The sequence below is a fragment of the Pantoea sp. EKM101V genome, from assembly GCF_011800325.1.
In the GTDB taxonomy this organism is placed as follows: domain Bacteria; phylum Pseudomonadota; class Gammaproteobacteria; order Enterobacterales; family Enterobacteriaceae; genus Pantoea; species Pantoea anthophila.
The window spans coordinates 33,133-53,580 of record NZ_JAALFP010000006.1 but is presented as its reverse complement, the minus strand read 5'-3'; the positions used below and the strand labels follow the sequence as shown (position 1 = coordinate 53,580).

Sequence of the window (20,448 nt, the reverse complement as noted above, 5' to 3'; positions counted from 1 at the left end):
GGAAACGTCTCAGCGATGCGTCCCGCATGCCACTCTTCTGCTCTGTCTGCCAGCGTGACTCAGGGTGCCAGGTCGCCATTCAGCTCGCTCAGCAGGCTATTGCGCATACCACCCTCATCAATGGGATCGAGGTTCAGCCAGGTCAGCGTCTGACGCCGGCTTTTCTCATCATAATCGGAGTAGACGCCATGAATATCGCCCTTCTCCGGCGAGTAGAGGATGGCAATCGTCTGCGCCGGACAGTTGTGTGGCTTACATCCCGACAGCGCCTGATACTTCACCCCCTTAATGGTGACCACCGTGGCCGGGGTACTGGTGCCGCCCTGCTTAACCCATGCCGGAAAAGCGTGCCCCGCGATGAGCTTGTGATACGCCTGGCCGGTCTGTTTGTTCTGGATAAAATCATACAGATAGGTTGGGGCCGCGGCACTCGCGAACAGCGGAACGGCAGCCAGCACCGCCGCGATAACGCCTCTTTTCATCCTCTTTTTCTCCTCATATCTGGGTTTTATCTGCGCTGACCATGACCTTATCGGTTTTACCGCGCGCTGTCAGTATCGCCGGGGAGCCGTTACGGTTTCTGACGGCCGATCAAAAAAGGGCGAGGCCGGAGCCTCGCCCAAAACATGCCGATCATCAATCGTAGTAAGGGACCTTGCGGTCAACGCCGTTGATATTGATCAGCACAAACCCCGTTGGCGCGGTCTTGTTGGCGGGTGTTCCCGCTGCGGTAGCGAGTGTAACCACGCCTTTTTCGTTGGCCCCGATGCCCGCCAGTCCGTTGTGCATGCCGAAGCGTGCCGCGGGTTTCAGGGAGCCGACTTTGGTGACGTCTGTCACCACGGACATGTCGGACTGGAACAGCGAGCAGGAGCCGGTATCGAAACGGGTCGGCCCGGTGGTCTTCAGGTTGAACATCGTCTCGCCGCTGTTGGCTTTCAGCTTGACCCAGATAACGGCATAGGTGGTCCCTACCCGGCCATAGCGGATGTCCAGCACCGACGGCTGTCCCATGTGGTACGCATCGGCCCAGACCGTCTCCAGACGCTGCAGGTTGATCAGCGTCTTACCCGTACCGACGACGTTAACCGGCGAACCGGCGGTGCCGGATGGCGTGGTGGCGTCCGCTTTCCCGATTAACTCCATCACCCACTGCTGGTTAGGCGCCGGGAAATAGAGCTGACCCAGCCGATACCAGTTATCGGTGTCGGTGTTGTTCACCACTTTATAGCCGCTGTAATAGCCAGCACGCAGCGAACCGGTCAGGAAGGAGCCGTAGTTTTCATCCCGACGATAGCCATATTCAAAGGTCGACAGCCACTTATTGCCGGCCACGTCATTGGTGATTTTCGCCCCGGCCTGCAGGTTGATATGACGCATCAGGACGCGGGCATTGTTGAGATTGAGCGGCGTGCCACAATCTTCAATGTTGAGCGTATCGATGGTCCAGCCGCCGTCCGACAGATCCCCCGGGTTGGTGGTGTGCTCAATCCAGACGTTGCGCATGATCCCCTGGGTCACGCGCGGCATATAGAGCGTGGCGTCGCCATAGCCCGACTGGAAGTTGGCGTTGCACAACTCAATCGCAGTTGAGTGGTCCCAGTTCCCCTTCGGTGTATTTGACCAGCCAACATCAAACACACGTGAGAAGGTGCTTGAGCTGTAGACCTGATCAAACTTACTGTCGAGCGTATCCTGCAGCTTAAAGACGGTCCCGCCGGTGCTTTGCGCCTTGAAGCAGTAGATATTAACGATCTGGCCGCCCACAATCGTGTTTTCAAAGAACGGCTGAACGTTGCTGCACTGCTCTGGCGTGACGGTGACTTTGGCAGTGGTGTCGACGGTTCCGGCATTAGCCTGTCCATGCCAGCAGATGCCTTTGATGACGATCCGGCGCGCATTAACCTTAAACACCGTATTGGCGCTTTTGTCGGAAATGATGGTGGTACGCGGTGACGATCCGAGATCGCTGTCATCACCCTGGATACCAAAAAACGCCGTCTCCGTCGCGCTGAGATCGATGGGTGAAATCAGGAAGCGGCCACCCGGAAAACGCACCGGCAGCGATTTCACGTAGGTGTTATAGCTCTGTGTCCATGCCAGCATCCGCATAAAGGCGTCGGTATCATCGGTGACACCATCTCCTTTCGCGCCGAAGTGCAGGATATTCACTTCAGTGGGATCGTTGATGGTGCGCTTCCAGTAGAAACCGTTCCCCACCGCCACCGTACCCCCATCATCCTTCAGCGGGGTGGTGCTGAGGAAGCCGACAAAATCAGCGCCGCCACGGAAGCTGGAATCTTTGTCGTAATAGCGTTTCAGGCTCGCCACTTCACCTGATTTTGATGGGACTGTGGTACGCAGTTCAGCAAAAGAGTTAACTTCGATCATAGAATCCTCCTCAGGATTATTGGGATATCGCGCTGACCATCAGCGCACTACTTCGCCGCAGCCGGATGGCCGCAAAGGGTGTCCCACATGTCGTTGTGGGTGTTGATGGCGCGCACCGTACGAACGTCCATTTTTTGCGCGTCATCGCCGTAGGTATAAAGAGGGGAAAAAAGAACACAGGCAGAGTCGGTGATCGCCACCGGCTCAGGGTTTGTGGTATTTCGACTGCTGCAGCTTGTCGCGAGCAGCAGCGTCATCAAGGCTGTGGTTATCAGTCGCCACACGGTTAGCCTCCTCGCGGTTATGTTGTTGCTGTTGCGCCACCGCAGTCACGCGGGCCGCCTCCTGTTGCGCGTTATCGACGTCGTTCCGCGCTTTTTGCTGCACTTTGCCCACTTTCCTGCCACCAAAATAAGTGGCCCCCAGGGCCGCAATCACGGCGGCCAGCGCGGCAAGCCAGTGCCAGCCGCCTCCCAGTAATGTCGTAATCAGCGTCATGGCTGCGTTCCTCCGGCCTTCTGCTTCTCAATCAGCAGGTTTTTCTGACGAACAAACTGGGCGATGACGCCCATCGCCACCATGAAGGCGCCGACCAGCCCCAGATAGTTGTGCGGCAGAATCGTTTTGACGTCCTCCGGCAGTACGCTCCAGGCATCAACGGCGGCAGAAGGAAAGGATTGCGCCCAGGCACTGAGCATCGATCCCAGCGACGCCAGCCAGACTGACCAGGTTCTGAAGAGCAGGCGGGCGTGCGAGACAAACTGGAGGGTGGTGAAACGCTGCAACAGCAGCAGGATGATGATCGCCGTCAGCACGGCGACCAGAAACATGAGCCATCTCATAGCAACCCCCTGTAAACCGCATAGGTTCCGCTGCGCATCATCTCGGCGTGACGTCTGGCCCGGCCCGGTGTCTGACGGGCCCACAGGCTGTTCATCATCGCGTCCGCCGCCTCATCAAACTTCTCAGCCACAATGGCGCTGAGCATGTTTTTAAACTGCATGACCCCGTCGACGCCCAGCTGATACGCCATGCTCAGCAACACATCGGTGCGGGCGTCATTGCACTTTGCCAGCGCGTTACGCAGCAGTTCCCGGCTCTGCATCTCCTGAATTTTGTTTTCGAGAATGCACTGCTTCCAGACATCCCCGACGCGCCGTGGCACCCGGAACGCATAGTTGTTCAGCGAGGCGCCCTTGGGTCCGATGCGGATGCCACCGGCCACCGTGGGGAACCCCAGCGTGTCGAGGTAAGGCGCGTCGACATACCCTTCTTCAAAGTTCAGTACTGCGATTATCTGGCTCATAACGACTCCTCAATGACGGGTTAAACCCATTCAGCCCTGTGAACAGAAATACATAACGCCCACTGATCATTACCCTGTCCGGCGCAGCAGAATGCCCTGCTCACCCTGCAGCAAAACTGAACAGTAATTCAGCAGATTACGCCCAGCGAAAGCTGGAGAACGCAAAGCGTTATCCGGAACGAAAAGGTGTGTTTTTTTGCGCTTCAGCTCACGGCGTAGAGATGGACGTGAGGCAGACAGCAGTTGTCGAAAGCGGGGGTCTCTTTGCTGATGATGCGGGGTGCAGTAATCGCGCGATCCACGCGCGGGATAACCTGACGCTGGCAGATTTGTTCTGCGCGCCGCAGGGCAGGTGTTTCAGCTGGAGAGTTCAGGGCCTGGTCGATACTCTGTTTCAGGCTGCTGAGAGGTTGGCGCCGCCGATGGCGACGAGTACGTGCGTTGCCCATAAAAACGCTTTTGCCATAGTGAATTATCGCCATAACTCCTCCTGTGAATGAGTCTTTGGCGATGGGGTGGCAGGCGCGAGCTTTCGGCGAACCGAACGGGCCCGAATGTCGCGATTCACGATCGCACGCTCGCCCCCCGGCTGCGTGAGCAGCCAGGTGGAAAGTAAGCGAAGGGGAAATAAACGGCATCTGACGACGCTGCATTTTGCGCATCCACCCCATCCCAAAGTTCACTGACTTTTGGGTGGTATGATTCGCGCTTGTGCAGCGCCTCAATTGTTTAAGAGCGGCTCATCCCTGAAAGAACGGCGTTGTTCATCCATATCCAAATTATTAACAGGTTCTTATGCATTATCAAACACTGTTGGTTAATTTTTTATTTACCGCTGGTTAAATTTATGAATTTATGCCGATTATTTTTTTGCGGCCCGCCAGAGAAACGTCATAAAGGCGGGCTCAGCCGAGGATTTGATACTGTCGCGCCTGGCTCATGATCACTTTTGCCAGAACCTTCAGGCTGGTGACGTCATCATGATTGAGATACCAGGTCTCATAACGTTTATTGTCTGAAATCACAGCAATTTTCTTATGCTGAAGTTGCAGACGCTTGAGGTAGAGCTGCTCGTCAAGGGTAAAGATGTAGATGCCGTCGCCATCAAACATCCGCACGCTGATATCGACAAACAGCTGATCGCGCGGCGCAAAGGTGTCCGCCATCGAGTCGCTGTTAATCGCGATTAACCGGATGTTTTCCGCCGGGCGACCGTTGAACAGCACCCGCGCCTCATCCGGACCATATTCGATCGCCTGGATGGTTTCGACAAACTCGTCCCGCGCGGGCAGGCCCGCCGCGCTGCGCTGACCAATGTCCAGACTGTCCACCCGGAACACATTTTTCCGGGCGGCAAACGTGTTCAGCGTCACCGGCTCTGCGGGTTGATCCATCCCATACTGCAGCCACTCCACCCGGACGCCCAGCAGCTCGCTGAGCGCCAGTAAGTTGCCATCATCAGGCACTGACTGTGCGTTAAACCACTTCCACACTCCCGGCGTTGAAATTTTACAGCCCTGCTTCTGCAGGGCGCTGGCAACCTGTTTGTTCCGTCCATGTCCGGCAATGCCGGCACTCTCACAGGCCGCTATCAGCCTGGCGGTGAAAGCTTGTTTTGTACTTTCTTTTTTAACCATTAGTTAATAATCAGCCATAGAAGAGATACTGGATGTTATTTTCATTATTGCTACCAGTTCATTTTATATTACCGCTCGTTTACTACCTAACCGCTTTATCAAGCGTTCCTGATTATCATTATCCGCTTCAGCCTGCGACGGGACAAAAAATATTGCCTCAGGCCGCATAGCGCCTTGTGTTTCAGGAATGTTCCGTAAGAAATTGCGTGAAATTCAGCCAGCAATCTGGCCTGCGATGAGGTGACCGGAACGGAATTGAAACTGAAGCGCCGAAAATCCTATCTTTCACTGGCCCGAAAAAGAGACGCTAAAAAAAACGGGAGCCTGTGAAAGACTCCCGTTTTGTTAAAAATTATCGCAATTATGAGCGGAGCGTATCGTCGCCCCAGGCTATCCATTTATAGGTGGTCAGCGCCTCTAATCCCATCGGACCGCGCGCATGCAGTTTCTGCGTACTCACCGCCACTTCAGCCCCCAGACCGAACTGCCCGCCATCGGTGAAGCGGGTGCTGGCGTTGACATAGACGGCTGACGAGTCAACCTGGCGTACAAAGCGCATCGCCTTGCGGGTGTCGCGGGTCAGAATGGCATCCGAGTGCTGCGTGCCGTGCGTGCGGATGTGATCAATCGCCTCATCCATATTCGCCACTAACCGGACGTTGAGATCCAGCGACAGCCACTCGTCGTCATACTGCTGCGGATTGACCAGCGAGACCGATGCCGGCCCCTGCTGCAGCTGCGTCAGCACGTTGCTGTCAGCATGCAGCGCGATCGCCTCCTGCGCCATACGCGCGCTGAAAGCGGGCAGGAAACGATCGGCCACAGCCTGATCCACCAGCAGGGTCTCCAGCGAGTTACAGGCGCTGGGACGCTGTTTCTTGGCGTTGACGATCAGATCAAGCGCCGGTTCGATCGCCATCGTCTCATCAATGTAGATATGGCAGACGCCGATGCCGCCGGTGATCACCGGAATGGTGGAGTTTTCCCGGCACAGCTTGTGCAGGCCGGCTCCGCCGCGCGGGATCAGCATATCGACGTAGCGATCCAGCTTCAGCAGCTGATTCACCAGTTCACGATCGGGGTTCTCAATGGCCTGGACAATTGCCGCCGGTAGTCCGTGCTGTTGCAGCGCCTTCTGGATCACCCGCACGGTGGCCGCATTGGTGCGCCAGGTCTCTTTTCCGCCGCGCAGAATCGCGGCGTTACCGGTTTTCAGGCAGAGGCTGGCAACATCCACGGTGACGTTTGGCCGCGCCTCATAAATCACGGCCACCACACCCAGCGGCACACGACGACGTTCGATGCGCAACCCGCTGTCGAGCTGCCCGCCATCAATGAGCTGGCCGACAGGATCGGCGAGCTGGCAGACTTTGCGCACATCGCTGGCCATGCTGCTCAGCCGCTCCGGATTGAGCGTCAGCCGATCCATCAGCGCGGCGCTCATGCCATTCTGACGCGCATCGGCTAAGTCCAGCGCGTTAGCCGCCAGAATCTCAGCGCTTTCCGCCTCCAGATAGTCGGCAATGGTCATCAGCACCTGATTCTTCTCTGCCGTCGACAGATCGGCCACGGTATACGCTGCGGCACGCGCCGCTTTTCCCATCTCTTCAAGCATTGTCCGCTCCTTAACTGACGATCATGTCGTCGCGGTGAACCGCCACCGGGCCATATTCATAACCCAGAATGTCGCTGATCTGCTGGCTGTGATGCCCGGCGATCATCCGCATTGCGTCGCTGTTGTAGCGTGAAACCCCATGGGCGATGTCCCTGCCCTGCAGGCTGCGAATGCGGATCACTTCACCGCGCGAGAAATTTCCCTGGATGGCGCGAATCCCTTTCGGCAGCAGCGAGCTGCCGCGTTCGATAATGGCCGCCAGCGCACCATCATCGACGGTCAGCTCACCGGCCGGGGGTGCCCCGAAAATCCAGCGCTTGCGGTTTTCCAGCGGCGATTGCTGCGCATGGAAGCGCGTGCCCACCGGTTTCCCCTCAATCACATCGCTGATCACACCGGTGCGACTGCCTGACGCGATGATGACGTCGATGCCGGCGCGGCAGGCCACATCCGCGGCCTGAAGCTTGGTTGACATTCCACCGGTGCCCAGCCCGGAGACGCTGCCGCCCGCTAAGGAACGTAACGCGTCATCAATCACATGGACATCACTGATCAGCTCAGCGTCGGGATTATTGCGCGGATCGGCGGTGAACAGTCCCTGCTGATCGGTCAGCAGCAGCAGCTTGTCGGCTCCGCCAAGCATCGCCGCCAGCGCCGAGAGGTTGTCGTTGTCGCCCACTTTGATTTCCGCGGTGGCGACGGCGTCGTTCTCGTTGATGACCGGCACAATGTGGTTGTCCAGCAGCGCACGCAGCGTGTCGCGGGCATTGAGGAAGCGTTCGCGATCTTCCATGTCGGCGCGGGTCAGAAGCATCTGGCCGATATGGATACCGTAGATAGAGAAAAGCTGTTCCCACAGCTGAATCAGACGGCTCTGCCCCACCGCAGCCAGCAGCTGCTTTGAGGCGATGGTCGGCGGCAGTTCGGGGTAGCCCAGATGTTCGCGTCCGGCGGCCATTGCGCCGGAGGTGACGATCACAATGCGGTGGCCTGCGGCGTGCTGCTGCGCACATTGCCGAACCAGTTCCACCATGTGCGCCCGATTTAACCGGCGCGATCCGCCGGTAAGAACGCTGGTACCCAACTTGACCACTAAGGTCTGACTGCCACTCATATTTCCTGCCGTAGTGAAAAATTTTTACGAAAGGACGTTTTAACAGGAGTCGATAAGGAAGCCAACAGCCAGCGGGGGAAAAGCACGAAATTACGTGGACAGGGGCGTAGACCAAAAGTTCACCGTTAACAAGAAATCAGGAAAAGCGTCATAAAAAGTTCATCTCTGACGGGTAAAAAGTCGGTGCTTTACAAAAACTTTCATTTTTTTACGGCGTTCACACGGCGCTCACATTGGGATTGATAGCAAATGAAGAAAAGCACACTGGCCATGCTCCTCTCTACGCTGATGCTGGCTTCTGCCGCGCAGGCTGCCGAAATCTATAACAAAGATGGCAACAAGCTGGACTTATACGGCAAAGTGAAAGCGGAACATTACTTCAGCGATAACGCCAGCGCAGATGGTGACAAGTCCTATACCCGTATCGGCTTTAAAGGTCAGACACAGATTAATGACCTGATGACCGGTTATGGTCAGTGGGAATATCAGTACAACGTCAATAACTCCGAAGGCAGCGACGCCAACAATGGCAACAAAACCCGCCTCGGTTTTGCCGGTCTGAAATTTTCGCAGTACGGTTCGGTGGACTATGGCCGCAACTACGGTGTGCTGTATGACGTTGAGGCCTGGACCGACGTGTTCCCGGAATTTGGCGGTGACGGCACGGCCCGTTCAGATAACTTCATGACTCAGCGCGCCACCGGCGTCGCCACTTACCGTAATAACAACTTCTTTGGTCTGGTGGATGGACTGAAATTTGCGCTGCAGTATCAGGGCAAAAACGACGCCACCAGCGCCAACAGCCGCACCGATATTAACCGTCAGAACGGCGACGGTTACGGCGCCTCACTGGGCTATGCGCTGGGTGATAGCGGCGTGAGCCTGATGAGTGCCATCACCTCCTCCGACCGTACTAACCAGCAGCAGGCGCGCGCCTATGGCGGCGGTGACCGTGCCGACTCCTGGGGCGCAGGCGTGAAGTATGATGCCAACAGCGTCTACCTGGCGGCGATCTACACCGACACCCGCAACATGACGCCAATCAGCGGCACCAACCGCAACACGGGTGCCTCCGTTGCGGGCGCAGCCAACAAAGCGCAGAACATCGAACTGGTGGCGCAGTATCAGTTCGATTTCGGCCTGCGTCCGTCTATTGGCTATGTGCAGACCAAAGGCAAAGATATCGAAAACGGTATCGGCGATGTGGATCTGGTGAAATATATTGACGTCGGTGCGACCTATTACTTCAACAAAAATATGTCGGCCTTCGTGGATTACAAAATCAACCAGCTGGATGATGACAACGCGCTGTCGCTCAACAACGATGACATCGTCGCGGTGGGGATGACTTACCAGTTCTGATGTGGCGGTTGCACGCCGGTCACAGCATAAAAAAAGGGCGGGTTTTCACTCGCCCTTTTGTTGTTAATCAATCTGACTCAGGCTGCGGTGAGATCGAGCCCGCTCAGGGAACCGGGTCAGAACGGAAAGTCGCTTAAGCCAATCCCTGGCCGCTCGGCCCGCGCCGTCCCTGGCGCGGGACGCTTTCCTTTTCTGACCCGGTTCCCTGCGCATCAGGTTTCGTTATCGCGGCCAGTTTCACTCTGCTTCAGGCTTCTCAGCACGCTGACGACGAGGTCAGGCCGCCCTTTTCCGCTGACTCAGGCGCTCAGCTTCACCGGTTTCTCATCGAAGTCGCTGGCCGGAATAAGGTCCAGATCTAACTCCTTCAGCATCGCCTTCAGACGGGTATGGAAGTTACGTAAGGTCTCCTCCACGCGCGCCGTGTTCTCTTTGCCCTTGATGGTTGCCACCGACCAGTCACCCTCTTTATCGAACAGGCCGATGTGGTAGACATAGGTAAAGTGGTCAGCCTGCGCTTCCAGTTCCATCCACCAGCCCCAGAACTCACGCAGTTCCGGTGCGGGTTTCACATTAACGCAGGCAGCCAGGCAGTCGAAGAAGAAACGGGTTTCGCCACATTTCCCATCGCGAATATAAGGTCCAAGCTCGGTAAAACGCTTAAGCAGGCGACTGCGGGGATGACCACTTGGTAACGTCATGCTGATTCTCCATTGGTTTTGACCGCTATACAGCCCTGATTTCCGGGTAGCCCGGAAAAATTCCGCTACTAGTTGTAGCAAACAGTGAAAATTTTGCCAGTTACCTTTTTAAACGCTTCTCCAGCCAGTCGCAAATCTCATTCAGCGCTTTGTCGAAACTGGCCATCACCGGCTTCACCGGAATCAGCAGGGCTTTCCCGTCCGATGAGGAGCGGGCGATCAGCCTGCTCTCCTCCTCCGGGCTAAAGAGGTCGTTTTGCCAGTAGCCCGAAAGCATCGGCGTGGGCGTGCGACGTCCCAGCAGTCCCTGAGTTTTCAGCGAATAGCGATTGAGTTCGGTGCGCAGCGCGCTGTCAGAGGCGGTGGCCATGCCGAGACGGCTCGCCAGCATGTCCATGTACATATCCGGGATCTTATCCTGCAGCGCCGTCTGCGTCAGCAGCGCGTGTACAATCGGCCCCAGACAGGCAACGCCCCGCAGCCGCTGCGATTCGAGATAGGCCAGCCGAACGGCCACGTTGGCACCAAAGCGGTAACCAAACGCCGCCACACGCGTATGATCGACCCAGGGCACATTGGTCAGGTCACGCAGCACCTGCTGATGCAGGAAGCTGGTGTCCTGATTCAGCGTCCATTTCACCGAGTTACCCACGGACGGCACGTCAATGGTCAGCATCGCGATACCGCGAGGCGCCAGATAATCATGGAAAAGACGGTAGTGATCGCTCTGTAACGAGTCGAGCGCGCCGCAGAACAGCACGGTGGGATAAGGGGCTTCGACGCCGGGCGGCATGTGCAGAAAGCCGGTGACCGGGCTGCCGCCCGCGATGGCGAACGTCAGGGTCTTCAGTTCACCGGGCAGGCGCTGCGTCGCCTCTTCATAGGCGCGATTGGCCAGCGTCTGTGCCTGATCGGCCAGCTCATCCCCTTTTATGTAGGGATAGGCGGCGACGCTGTAAAGGTGCGCCGCATGCAGCCAGAAGTCGCCTGCCTCACTGTCGTCGCCAGATTCAAGCGCCTTCTGCTGCCAGATCCCCGCCTGTCTGCACCACTCGAAATGCCAGTTGCCGCTGCGAAAACCGATCACCGTATCGAGCAGCGTCTCATCGGTATGCTCAACCTTGCTGATGGCGATACGGGCCAGCACTTCGCTGATCTCCTGCGGCGTCAGGCCGCGCCAGGTCCACATCAGCTTATTCAGCATCCGATACCAGCCCCGCTGGCTCTCTCCGTCCAGCGTGGAGTGTACATCCGGGGTGGCATGATGCTGACGACGCACCAGGGAAGAGGTTTCAGGATGTTTGAAGCGGGGTTTGAACAGCTCCTCGCTAAGGTTTTTGCTCGTCATTCTCACTTCTCCTGCAACAGAAACGGCGATGGCTAAGTGTACTGTACGGCAATTCGGGGTGCGAGGCTCAGAAAGCACAACGCCCGGAAAACCGGGCGTTGTGACGTGAGGATATCGCAATCAGCTTTTTACAATCGGCGGGATATAGACCACGCCCATATCCCACGGCTGCTCGATCCAGGTATCCTGCGGGATATCGACGATGTAATCGTCAACCAGCGAGCGACCGGCCGGTTTCGCGAAAATGGTGCAGAAACGCGCTTTTGGGTACATCTCACGAATCGCCTGCGCCGTTCCGCCGGTGTCCACCAGGTCATCGATCACGATGAAGCCTTCACCGTCGCCTTCTGCGCGCTTCAGCACTTTCATTTCACGCTGATGATCGTGGTCATAGCTGGAGATGCAGACGGTATCGACATAGCGGATACCCAGTTCACGTGCCAGCAGCGAAGCCGGTACCAGACCGCCACGGCTCACCGCGATGATGCCTTTCCACTGTTCAACAGGCAGCAGACGCTGGGCGAGTTTACGGGCATGAATCTGAAGCATGTCCCAGGTGACGACGTATTTTTCGCTCATAGAATAGAAATCCCAGCCAACCGAAGTGGCTTAAAAATGTGCAACGGGGAAAAGGTTGCGCGAGATTATAAGGAGTTGACGCGCTAAAAACCAGCACCCGCGCGCTGGTTGCGGCTTTTTAGCGCGTCCGGGAGCGCACCCGGTGAAAAACAGTGATATTCTCGGGCCTGGCTCGTCAGATTCTCTGACGGCGATTTTTCACTGGAAACTCGCGATGTCCGGCCTCGCCGGTACACTGACACAGGAGACCTGTCGTGTCTGAATTGTCTCAACTCTCTCCACAGCCGCTGTGGGATATTTTCGCTAAGATCTGCTCTATTCCTCACCCCTCTTTTCACGAAGAAGCGCTGGCGAGCTACATCACCGGCTGGGCTAAAGAGCAGGGCTTTTGGTGTGAGCGCGATCAGGTCGGCAACATCCTGATTCGCAAGCCCGCCACCGCTGGCATGGAAAACCGGACCCCGGTCGCGCTGCAGGCGCACCTCGATATGGTGCCGCAGAAGAATAACGACACCGTGCATGACTTTACCAAAGACCCGATTCAGCCGTGGATTGATGGCGAGTGGGTCAAAGCGCGCGGCACGACGCTGGGTGCCGATAACGGCATCGGTATGGCCTCAGCGCTGGCGGTACTGGCTGACAACAGCCTGACGCACGGCCCGCTGGAAGTGCTGCTGACCATGACCGAAGAGACCGGCATGGATGGCGCATTCGGTCTTCAGCCCAACTGGCTGCAGGCCGAAATCCTGATCAACACCGACTCTGAAGAGGAAGGTGAGATCTACATGGGCTGCGCGGGCGGGATCGACTTCGTCTCCTCCCTGCCGCTGACCCGTGAGGCCGTGCCTGCTGAGTTCCAGACCCTGAAGCTGACGCTGAAAGGGCTGCGTGGCGGTCACTCCGGCGCCGATATTCACATGGGCCTCGGCAACGCCAACAAGCTGCTGGCGCGCTTCCTGGCGGCCCACGCGGCTGAACTGGATCTGCGTCTGCTGACCTTCACCGGCGGCACACTGCGCAACGCCATTCCGCGCGAAGCCTTTGCGACCGTTGCGGTTGAAAGCCACAAAGCGGATGCGCTGAAATCAGCAGCAGCGCAGTTCCTGAGCGCCATCCAGAACGAGCACGGTATCAAAGAGCCGAACATTGCCCTGGTCACCGAGCCACTGGCGCATCAGGGTGCCGCCCTGAGCGCTGACAGCCGCGATCGCTTCCTGAACCTGCTGAACAGCACGCCAAACGGCGTGATCCGCAATTCAGACGTGGCGAAAGGCGTGGTTGAAACGTCACTGAATATCGGTGTGGTGACGATGGAAGAGGATCACGCCGAGATCAACTGCCTGATCCGCTCGCTGATCGACACGGGCCGCGATTATGTGGTGCAGATGCTGACCTCGCTGGGCCAGCTGGCCGGTGCGCAGACCAAAGCGAAAGGCGGCTACCCTGGCTGGCAGCCGGATGCGGACTCCGCCATCATGGCGCTGACCCGTCAGACCTACATCGCCCTGTTCGACAAGACGCCGAACATTCAGGTGATCCACGCCGGTCTGGAGTGTGGTCTGTTCAAGAAGCCTTACCCGAACATGGATATGGTGTCGATTGGGCCGACCATCACCGGGCCGCACTCACCTGATGAGCAGGTGCATATTGAAAGCGTTGGCCTTTACTGGAAACTGCTGACCACCCTGCTGAATGTGGTGCCAGAAAAGTAATCCGGTCGTCAGAAAAATGAACCAGGCTCCGGCCTGGTTTTTTTATGCGTGCCACTTTCCCCCAGCATAATTCGCTGCCTTCTTTTCGTTTTCCCCCGCTATTCCGCCACGTTCCCACGCTTCGCTGGTTATAGCCGCCATTATGTCCGGATGTCTGGATGGCTAATAAGATTTCGTGCTAGCTTATGCGCTTTCGGCTGTTGCCGCGCCTGAAGGTTCAGGAAAAAATGCGGCCACTCATTCTTCAGGAGAGTCATCACATGCCAGGGTTAAATTGCCTTGAGATGCGTAACATCTCCATCGCTTTTGGCGGGTTTGCCGCGCTATCGTCGGTGGATTTCCGCAGTGAAGGCCATTCGGTTCATGCGCTCACCGGTGCGAACGGAGCGGGCAAATCCACGCTGATGGCGATCCTGTCCGGCGCGCACAGCCACTACAGCGGCGAGATCCTGCTTGATGGCCAGCCGGTCTCCATTCGCACACCGCGCGAGGCTAAGCAGCTGGGCATTCATCTGGTTCAGCAGGAAGTGGATGTGGCGCTGGTGCCGCAGCTCAGCGTGGCGGAAAATATCCTGCTGGACCGTCTGGCCGAGCCGGGTCACCGCTATCGCTGGGGAGAGATCCGCCGTCAGGCGCGGGCGCTGCTGGCTCAGCTCGATGTGGCGCTGGATGTAAACCGGCTGGTGGAGCGCTGCACGCTGGCGGAAAAGCAGCAGATTCTGTTAGCGCGGGCGCTGTCGCACCACTGCCGCTTCCTGATACTGGACGAACCCACCGCCCCGCTGGACCAGCATGAAAGTGAGCGACTGTTTGCCGTGGTGCGTCGCCTGCAGGCCAGCGGCATCGGCGTGGTCTTTATCTCTCACCGCATCCATGAACTGAAAGCCATCTGTGATCGTCTGACGGTGCTGCGCGACGGCCGCCTGATTGAAACCGGCCCGATGGCCGCGCTGAGCGGAGAGCAGATTGTTGAGAAGATGCTGGGTCATCAGCTGACCGACATCTTCCCGCCGCGTCGTCCACAGCAGGCGCAGCCGCTGCTGATGGCGGTAGAGGGACTTCACGATGCGCAGCGGCTGCAGGCTATCTCGCTGCGCCTGCATAAAGGGGAGATTCTGGGCATTGCCGGCCTGGCCGGCGCGGGGAAAACCGAACTCTGCAAAGCCCTGTTCGGCGCCACACAAAGTCGCGTCAGCCGGGGTGAACTGCACGGTCAGCCGTGGCAGCCCCGCTCGCCGCACGATTCGGTCAGCCGTCGCATGGCGCTGGTGCCGGAGGAGCGGCGCAAAGAGGGGATCTTTATTGATGAGTCGGTCGCGATGAACCTCAGCGTCAGCGCGGATGACAGCTTTTCGCGCTGGAGCCTGTTTGGTCATCGCCAGGCGTGGCGCTGGGCCGAGCAGATTATCCGGCAGCTGCAGGTGCGCACCACCGGTCCGGCTCAGACGCTGCGCCGCCTGTCGGGCGGCAATCAGCAGAAAGTGGCGATCGGCAAATGGCTGCGTAATAACGCCGACGTGCTGATTTTCGATGAGCCGACCAAGGGCGTCGATATCAAAGCCAAAACCGAACTGTTTACCCTCATCGACAGCCTGGCGCGGGAAGGGAAAGGGATTATCTACGCGTCGGGTGAATTTTCTGAACTGGTCGGCTTATGCGACCGGATTTGCGTGCTCTGGGATGGACGCATTGTGGCTGAACTGGCTGCAGACGACGTCACCGAAGAGACGCTTTTGCTCTATTCCACCGGAGGAACCCCTGCGTGAGCAGCAAAGAGACCCATCTTAAACTGACCGCCACCCCGTGGCATCACCAGCTATTCGACTTTCTCTATAAATGGGGCATGCTGCTCACGGTGGTGATCCTGATCGCCGCTTTTGGGCTGGCTTCCGACAGCTTCCTTGAACCCAATAACATCATCAACATTCTGCGTTCGATCGCGATTGTGACAGTTATTGCCGTTGGCGTCTCTATCTCCCTGACCGTCGGCGGCTTTGATCTGTCGGTCGGCTCGACCGCCTCGCTGGCTAACGCGCTGGTGATTTCACTGTTTGTCTGGTACGGCTTTGGCACCACTACCGCGATTCTGATCACCCTGGCGCTCTGCACGCTGGTCGGGCTGTTCAACGCCTTCCTGATTGTGATCCTGCGCATCCCGGACATGCTGGCGACGCTGGCGACCCTCTTCGTGATTCAGGGGGTGGCGATGACCTACAGCTTCGGCGGGTCGATCACCGAGAACATGGTGCTGCCGAGCGGTGATATGGCGGAAGGCACCATTCCGGCGGCGTTTGGCCTGCTCGGTCAGGTGCCGACCATTGTTATCATCATGCTGGTGGTGACCGTCGCGGCACAGCTGGCGCTCTCCCTGACCAAACATGGTCGCCGGATGTATGCGCTGGGCGGCAATCCGGAAGCGGCGCGCCTCTCCGGCATCCGCACCACCCGCTACCGGGTACTGGCTTACGTCATCGCCTCCCTGCTGGCGGGCCTGGGCGGCATTCTGCTCGCATCGCGCATCGGTTCATCCCAGGTCAACGCCGGCAGCGGCTACCTGATGGACGCGGTCGCGGCGGCGTGGATAGGCTTCTCACTGGCGGGCTCCGGCAAGCCGAATGCGCTCGGCACGCTGGTCGGCGCGGTGATCCTGGGCGTGCTGCAGAACGGCCTGGTCATGCTCTCTGTGCCCTACTACGCCATGGACATCATCAAAGGGCTGGTGCTGGCTTTAGCACTGGCGATCACCTATATCCAGCGCCGCTGAGGCGCGTCTACCGGAGTTGATAACAATGCAAAAAATAACACTCTCGCTGCTGGCCCTGAGCCTGCTGAACGCCAGCGCCGCCTTCGCGGAGACCGTCACGCCGGTGCCTGCGGCCATCGCGGGTCATGACGGCCCTATCCGCATTGCGGTGATCCGCAATCTCGGCTCCGATGACAACACCACCCAGTTTGTTGCCGGTGCTATTCAGCAGGGTCGCCAGCTTGGCTTTAAGGTCAGTACCTTCCTCAGCAACGGCGACGACGCGCGCTTCCAGGACTTCGTTAATCAGGCGATCAGCCAGAAGTATGACGGCATCGTGCTGTCGCACGGAAAGGCGCCCTACGCCAGCGGGCTGGTGAAGCGCATTGCCGATGCAGGCATCAAACTGTCGGTGTTTGATACCCCGGTGGAGAGCCCGATTCCCGGCGTCACCGTTACCGCTCAGGATGATGCCTCGCTGGCGCAGCTGTCGCTGGGCCAGCTGATCAACGATTTCCACGGCAAGGCGAATATCGTCAAGCTGTGGGTCGCCGGTTTCCCGCCGATGGAGCGCCGTCAGGTGGTGTATGAAAAACTGCTGAAAGAGAATCCGGGCATTCATCAGCTGGAGTCGATTGGGGCCGTTTCAACTGACGTGCAGGGCGACACCGCCAACAAGATTGGTGCGATTCTGGCGAAATACCCGAAAGGCAAAATCGACGCCATCTGGGGAGCCTGGGATGCGTTCAGCCAGGGGGCTTACAAGGCGCTGCAGGAGAATGGCCGGACCGAGATCAAGCTCTATAGCATCGATGTCTCGAACCAGGATTTGCAGCTGATGCGTGAGAAAAACAGCCCGTGGGTGCAGACGGTGGCGGTCGATCCTAAAACCATTGGCGCGGTCAATATGCGGCTGGTGGCGAAGAAGATTGCCGGTGAAGAGACACCAGCAACGTATCAGTTTAAAGCGGCGTCAATCTCTCAGCAGCAGCTGAACAGCCAGCCTGGCGCGGTGAACGTCGCCTCGCTGAACAAAATCATTCCGGGCTGGGGCAGCAATGAGGATTTTGTCGCGCCGTGGTTCGCCACCCTGGCCGCGAAATATAAGAAGTAATCTGGCGTCAGCCCTGCCGGCGGGTGAGGCTGACTTATAAACCCAGCAGGAGCTGACGTTCCAGCTGGGGATCTACCATCGTCACGTGCAGTCCCACCAGCCGCACACCGCGCCCGGCGCGGCGCTCATCCCAGGTCTTGCGGGCGATGGCGATCATGTCCTCTTTATTCAGCACCGGCCAGATATGCTCCTGGGTGGTCTGCTGAAAATCACTGAACTTCAGTTTGACGCCCTGACGCGCCACCTGTCTGTCGGGTCGGATCTGCGTCAGCCGGCGGTCGAGTTCGGCATAGAGAAAATCGATGATCTCCAGGCAGGCCTCCCAGTCGCTGATATCTTCCGCCAGCGTACGCTCGACCCCCAGCGATTTACGCTCGCGCTCAACGATCACGCCGCGCTCATCAATGCCGTGGCTGCGCTCCCACACCACCCGGCCAAACTTGCCAAAGCGCTTCAGCAGCTGGGCTAAATCGGCCTTCTGCACGTCGCCACAGGTCACCAGCCCCATCTCTTCGAGCTTCTTTGCGGAGACTTTGCCTACGCCGGGGATCTTCGCCAGTGGCAGCGTCAGTAAAAAGTCAGGCATCTCTGCCGGGGTGATAACACACTGCCCGTCCGGCTTATTCAGGTCGGAGGCGATCTTGGCCAGAAACTTGATCGGGGCGATGCCGGCCGAGGCGGTCAGCCCGGTTTCACGGTAAATCGTGGCGCGGATCGCCTGCGCCATCAGCGTGGCCGAGCCGTGGCAGTGCGGGCTGTCCGTCACATCCAGATAGGCTTCATCCAGCGAGAGCGGTTCAATCAGCGGGGTATAGCGGGAAAAGATTTCGCGGATCTGCGCGGAGGCTTCCTTATAGGCGTCGAAACGCCCTGGCAGAAGGCGCAGATGCGGGCATAGCTTCAGGGCCATGCCGGTCGGCATAGCGCTGCGCACACCAAATTTGCGGGCCGGGTAGTTGGCGGTACTGATGACCCCGCGACGTTCGCGGCTGCCACCGATGGCGATCGGGATGTCGCGCAGCTGGGGATTGTCACGCATCTCCACTGCGGCATAGAAGCAGTCCATATCGACATGAATGATTTTACGCATACCCCCCTCCGGCACTGGATAAGTATACAGCTGACAGGGGTAACTGCAATATTTGTTGCCCGGGCGAATAAAGTTTACAAATTTCTGGCCGAATAACCTTCAGTAAATCGCGAATTTGGCCGACGCCGTCTTGCTAAAAAAACAGACAATGTTTAATGTTGCGCTGCGGTAGCGGATAGTTCCGATAATGCCAACAAAGACGCAGAATTTGTGTCATGTTCTCTTCACCTCAAGGTATACACAGCATGGGCAAAATCGCACTCCTGTTTGCGATGATTTTACTGCCAGCCCTCAGCATGGCAATGACACCCGAACCCGTTCAGTCAGCGGCACCGGTCAGCAAAGAATTAAAGAAGCAGTTACTCGGCACGCCGGTCTACATCCAGATTTTCAAGGAAGAACGCACGCTCGAACTCTACGGCAAAATCGGTAACGAATATCGCCTGCTGGATACCTACCGCATCTGCAACTTTTCTGGCGGCCTCGGCCCGAAACGCCGTGAAGGTGATTTCAAAAGCCCGGAAGGTTTTTACAACGTGAAGCTGAATCAGCTGAAGCCCGACAGCCGCTTTTATCGCGCCATCAACATCGGCTTCCCGAATCAGTACGATCGCAATCAGGGCTACAGCGGTAACTACCTGATGATCCATGGCGACTGTAAGTCGATTGGCTGCTATGCCATGACCAACGCCTATATGGATGAGATTTTTACCTATGTGAATGCCGCGCTGCGAAACGGCCAGCAGGATGTCAGCATCAGCATCTATCCGTTCCGCATGACCGACAGCAACATGCAGCGTCACCGCTACTCCACCTATGCCAGCTTCTGGCAGCAGCTGCAGCCGGGATACGCTTATTTTGCGAAGTATCACCAGCCGCCGATGGTCAATGTCGCCAGCGGGAAATATGTGATGAACAGCAGCCCGGCACCGGTTTTAGCCAGTCCCGAAGCCGCTTCCCGTTCATTCCTGGCGCTCTCCAAGGCAGAATAACGCCCATTCACCTGGCGCAATCCGCTGCCAGGTTTCATTGGCCGTCAGAGGCTGCGTTGCAATCACCGTCACCACGTCATGCGGCGTGGTGTGCTGCTGAAAATCGACTTCCACATCCTGATCGAGCAGCTGTGCCCGGCCAAACGGGGCGCGACGGGTGATCCAGAAAAGGTTGGTCGAGCAGAAGGCCATCAGATAACGTCCGTCTGACAGCAGCATGTTAAATACCCCCTTCTGCCGCAGCGCGGTGGCCAGCTCGCCAATGAAGCGGAACACCGCCGGCCAGTTGCCCGGCGTGCGCGGATAGCGTGTCGCCAGCTGATGCAGGATCCAGCAGAACGCCTTCTCACTGTCCGTTTCCCCCACCGGCCGGAATGTGCCGGTCTCCAGCTGCTTATAGCCCTTCAGCTGCCCGTTGTGCGCGTAGGTCCAGTTGCGGCCCCACAGCTCGCGGGTGAACGGATGGGTATTCTCCAGCGACACCTGCCCGCGATTTGCCTGGCGGATGTGCGCCACCACCGAATGCGACTTGATCGGGTACTCCTGCACCAGACGCGCAATCGGAGAGTTAAAGCTCGGCAGCGGATCTTTAAACGTACGGCAGCCTTTATCTTCGTAAAAGGTAATGCCCCAGCCATCTTTGTGAGGCCCGGTTCCCCCGCCCCGCTGAACCAGTCCGGTAAAGCTGAAACAGATATCCGTGGGAACATTGGCGCTCATCCCGAGCAATTCGCACATAGCCAC

20 protein-coding genes are annotated in these 20,448 nt (G+C 57.9%); 6 read left to right on the top strand and 14 right to left on the bottom strand.

What is annotated here, in order from left to right:
• Window positions 1-59: 59 nt before the first annotated feature.
• From HFD92_RS11280 to proB, 9 genes are all read right to left on the bottom strand, one after another.
• On the bottom strand, window positions 60-482 hold the full coding sequence (locus HFD92_RS11280; protein ID WP_167428950.1) for an Ivy family c-type lysozyme inhibitor: 423 nt from the start codon (window positions 480-482) through the stop codon (window positions 60-62).
• A 154-nt stretch (window positions 483-636) separates the two neighbouring features.
• The gene (locus HFD92_RS11275; RefSeq protein ID WP_167428949.1) at window positions 637-2,391 is read right to left on the bottom strand and encodes a glycosyl hydrolase family 28-related protein; all 1,755 of its coding nucleotides are present in this window, start codon (window positions 2,389-2,391) and stop codon (window positions 637-639) included.
• A 204-nt stretch (window positions 2,392-2,595) separates the two neighbouring features.
• Entirely contained in the window at window positions 2,596-2,889 is a 294-nt protein-coding gene (locus HFD92_RS11270) for a hypothetical protein (protein WP_009091873.1), read from the bottom strand.
• Window positions 2,886-3,233, bottom strand: coding sequence for a hypothetical protein (locus HFD92_RS11265; RefSeq protein ID WP_009091875.1), 348 nt, complete (start codon window positions 3,231-3,233; stop codon window positions 2,886-2,888). Before HFD92_RS11265 ends, HFD92_RS11270 begins: the two co-directional genes overlap by 4 nt.
• Window positions 3,230-3,697, bottom strand: a complete 468-nt coding sequence (locus HFD92_RS11260; RefSeq protein WP_009091877.1) for a glycoside hydrolase family protein — start codon at window positions 3,695-3,697, stop codon at window positions 3,230-3,232. Before HFD92_RS11260 ends, HFD92_RS11265 begins: the two co-directional genes overlap by 4 nt.
• 203 nt (window positions 3,698-3,900) lie before the next feature.
• On the bottom strand, window positions 3,901-4,179 hold the full coding sequence (locus HFD92_RS11255; protein ID WP_009091881.1) for a hypothetical protein: 279 nt from the start codon (window positions 4,177-4,179) through the stop codon (window positions 3,901-3,903).
• A 423-nt stretch (window positions 4,180-4,602) separates the two neighbouring features.
• Window positions 4,603-5,334: a S24 family peptidase gene (locus tag HFD92_RS11250; protein ID WP_009091882.1), complete on the bottom strand. Its 732-nt coding sequence runs from the start codon at window positions 5,332-5,334 to the stop codon at window positions 4,603-4,605.
• Between the two features lie 361 nt (window positions 5,335-5,695).
• A complete protein-coding gene (proA, locus tag HFD92_RS11245; protein WP_167428948.1) occupies window positions 5,696-6,949 on the bottom strand; it encodes a glutamate-5-semialdehyde dehydrogenase in 1,254 nt (417 codons plus the stop codon).
• Window positions 6,950-6,959: 10 nt separating this feature from the next.
• Window positions 6,960-8,063 carry a glutamate 5-kinase gene (gene proB / locus HFD92_RS11240; RefSeq protein WP_009091886.1) on the bottom strand — a complete coding sequence of 368 codons (1,104 nt, stop codon included), beginning with the start codon at window positions 8,061-8,063 and terminating at the stop codon, window positions 6,960-6,962.
• A 249-nt stretch (window positions 8,064-8,312) separates the two neighbouring features.
• On the opposite strand from proB, the gene ompC reads away from it, so the two are divergent.
• Window positions 8,313-9,425: a porin OmpC gene (ompC, locus tag HFD92_RS11235; protein ID WP_009091888.1), complete on the top strand. Its 1,113-nt coding sequence runs from the start codon at window positions 8,313-8,315 to the stop codon at window positions 9,423-9,425.
• 299 nt (window positions 9,426-9,724) lie between these two features.
• On the opposite strand, the gene crl is transcribed toward ompC, so the two are convergent.
• From crl to gpt, 3 genes are all read right to left on the bottom strand, one after another.
• Complete coding sequence (crl, locus tag HFD92_RS11230; protein WP_009091890.1) at window positions 9,725-10,126, bottom strand: sigma factor-binding protein Crl; 402 nt, start codon at window positions 10,124-10,126, stop codon at window positions 9,725-9,727.
• Window positions 10,127-10,226: 100 nt separating this feature from the next.
• Window positions 10,227-11,474, bottom strand: coding sequence for an esterase FrsA (frsA, locus tag HFD92_RS11225; RefSeq protein WP_009091892.1), 1,248 nt, complete (start codon window positions 11,472-11,474; stop codon window positions 10,227-10,229).
• Window positions 11,475-11,594: 120 nt separating this feature from the next.
• A complete protein-coding gene (gene gpt, locus HFD92_RS11220; RefSeq protein WP_009091894.1) occupies window positions 11,595-12,053 on the bottom strand; it encodes a xanthine phosphoribosyltransferase in 459 nt (152 codons plus the stop codon).
• Between the two features lie 254 nt (window positions 12,054-12,307).
• On the opposite strand from gpt, the gene pepD reads away from it, so the two are divergent.
• The 4 genes from pepD to HFD92_RS11200 all read left to right on the top strand — a co-directional run bounded on the left by pepD (window position 12,308) and on the right by HFD92_RS11200 (window position 17,622).
• On the top strand, window positions 12,308-13,765 hold the full coding sequence (gene pepD / locus HFD92_RS11215) for a beta-Ala-His dipeptidase (protein ID WP_009091896.1): 1,458 nt from the start codon (window positions 12,308-12,310) through the stop codon (window positions 13,763-13,765).
• Window positions 13,766-14,025: 260 nt separating this feature from the next.
• Window positions 14,026-15,531, top strand: a complete 1,506-nt coding sequence (locus HFD92_RS11210; protein ID WP_154928046.1) for a sugar ABC transporter ATP-binding protein — start codon at window positions 14,026-14,028, stop codon at window positions 15,529-15,531.
• Window positions 15,528-16,529, top strand: coding sequence for an ABC transporter permease (locus HFD92_RS11205; protein ID WP_009091899.1), 1,002 nt, complete (start codon window positions 15,528-15,530; stop codon window positions 16,527-16,529). Before HFD92_RS11210 ends, HFD92_RS11205 begins: the two co-directional genes overlap by 4 nt.
• Window positions 16,530-16,554: 25 nt before the next feature.
• Window positions 16,555-17,622 carry a sugar ABC transporter substrate-binding protein gene (locus HFD92_RS11200; protein WP_046101305.1) on the top strand — a complete coding sequence of 356 codons (1,068 nt, stop codon included), beginning with the start codon at window positions 16,555-16,557 and terminating at the stop codon, window positions 17,620-17,622.
• 34 nt (window positions 17,623-17,656) lie between these two features.
• On the opposite strand, the gene dinB is transcribed toward HFD92_RS11200, so the two are convergent.
• Window positions 17,657-18,712: a DNA polymerase IV gene (dinB, locus tag HFD92_RS11195; RefSeq protein WP_058956394.1), complete on the bottom strand. Its 1,056-nt coding sequence runs from the start codon at window positions 18,710-18,712 to the stop codon at window positions 17,657-17,659.
• Between the two features lie 245 nt (window positions 18,713-18,957).
• On the opposite strand from dinB, the gene dpaA reads away from it, so the two are divergent.
• A complete protein-coding gene (dpaA, locus tag HFD92_RS11190; RefSeq protein ID WP_046101303.1) occupies window positions 18,958-19,704 on the top strand; it encodes a peptidoglycan meso-diaminopimelic acid protein amidase in 747 nt (248 codons plus the stop codon).
• Here the strand turns inward: dpaA and HFD92_RS11185 are convergent.
• Window positions 19,675-20,442, bottom strand: a complete 768-nt coding sequence (locus HFD92_RS11185; RefSeq protein ID WP_009091903.1) for a class II glutamine amidotransferase — start codon at window positions 20,440-20,442, stop codon at window positions 19,675-19,677. The genes dpaA and HFD92_RS11185 overlap by 30 nt on opposite strands.
• Window positions 20,443-20,448 lie beyond the last annotated feature (6 nt).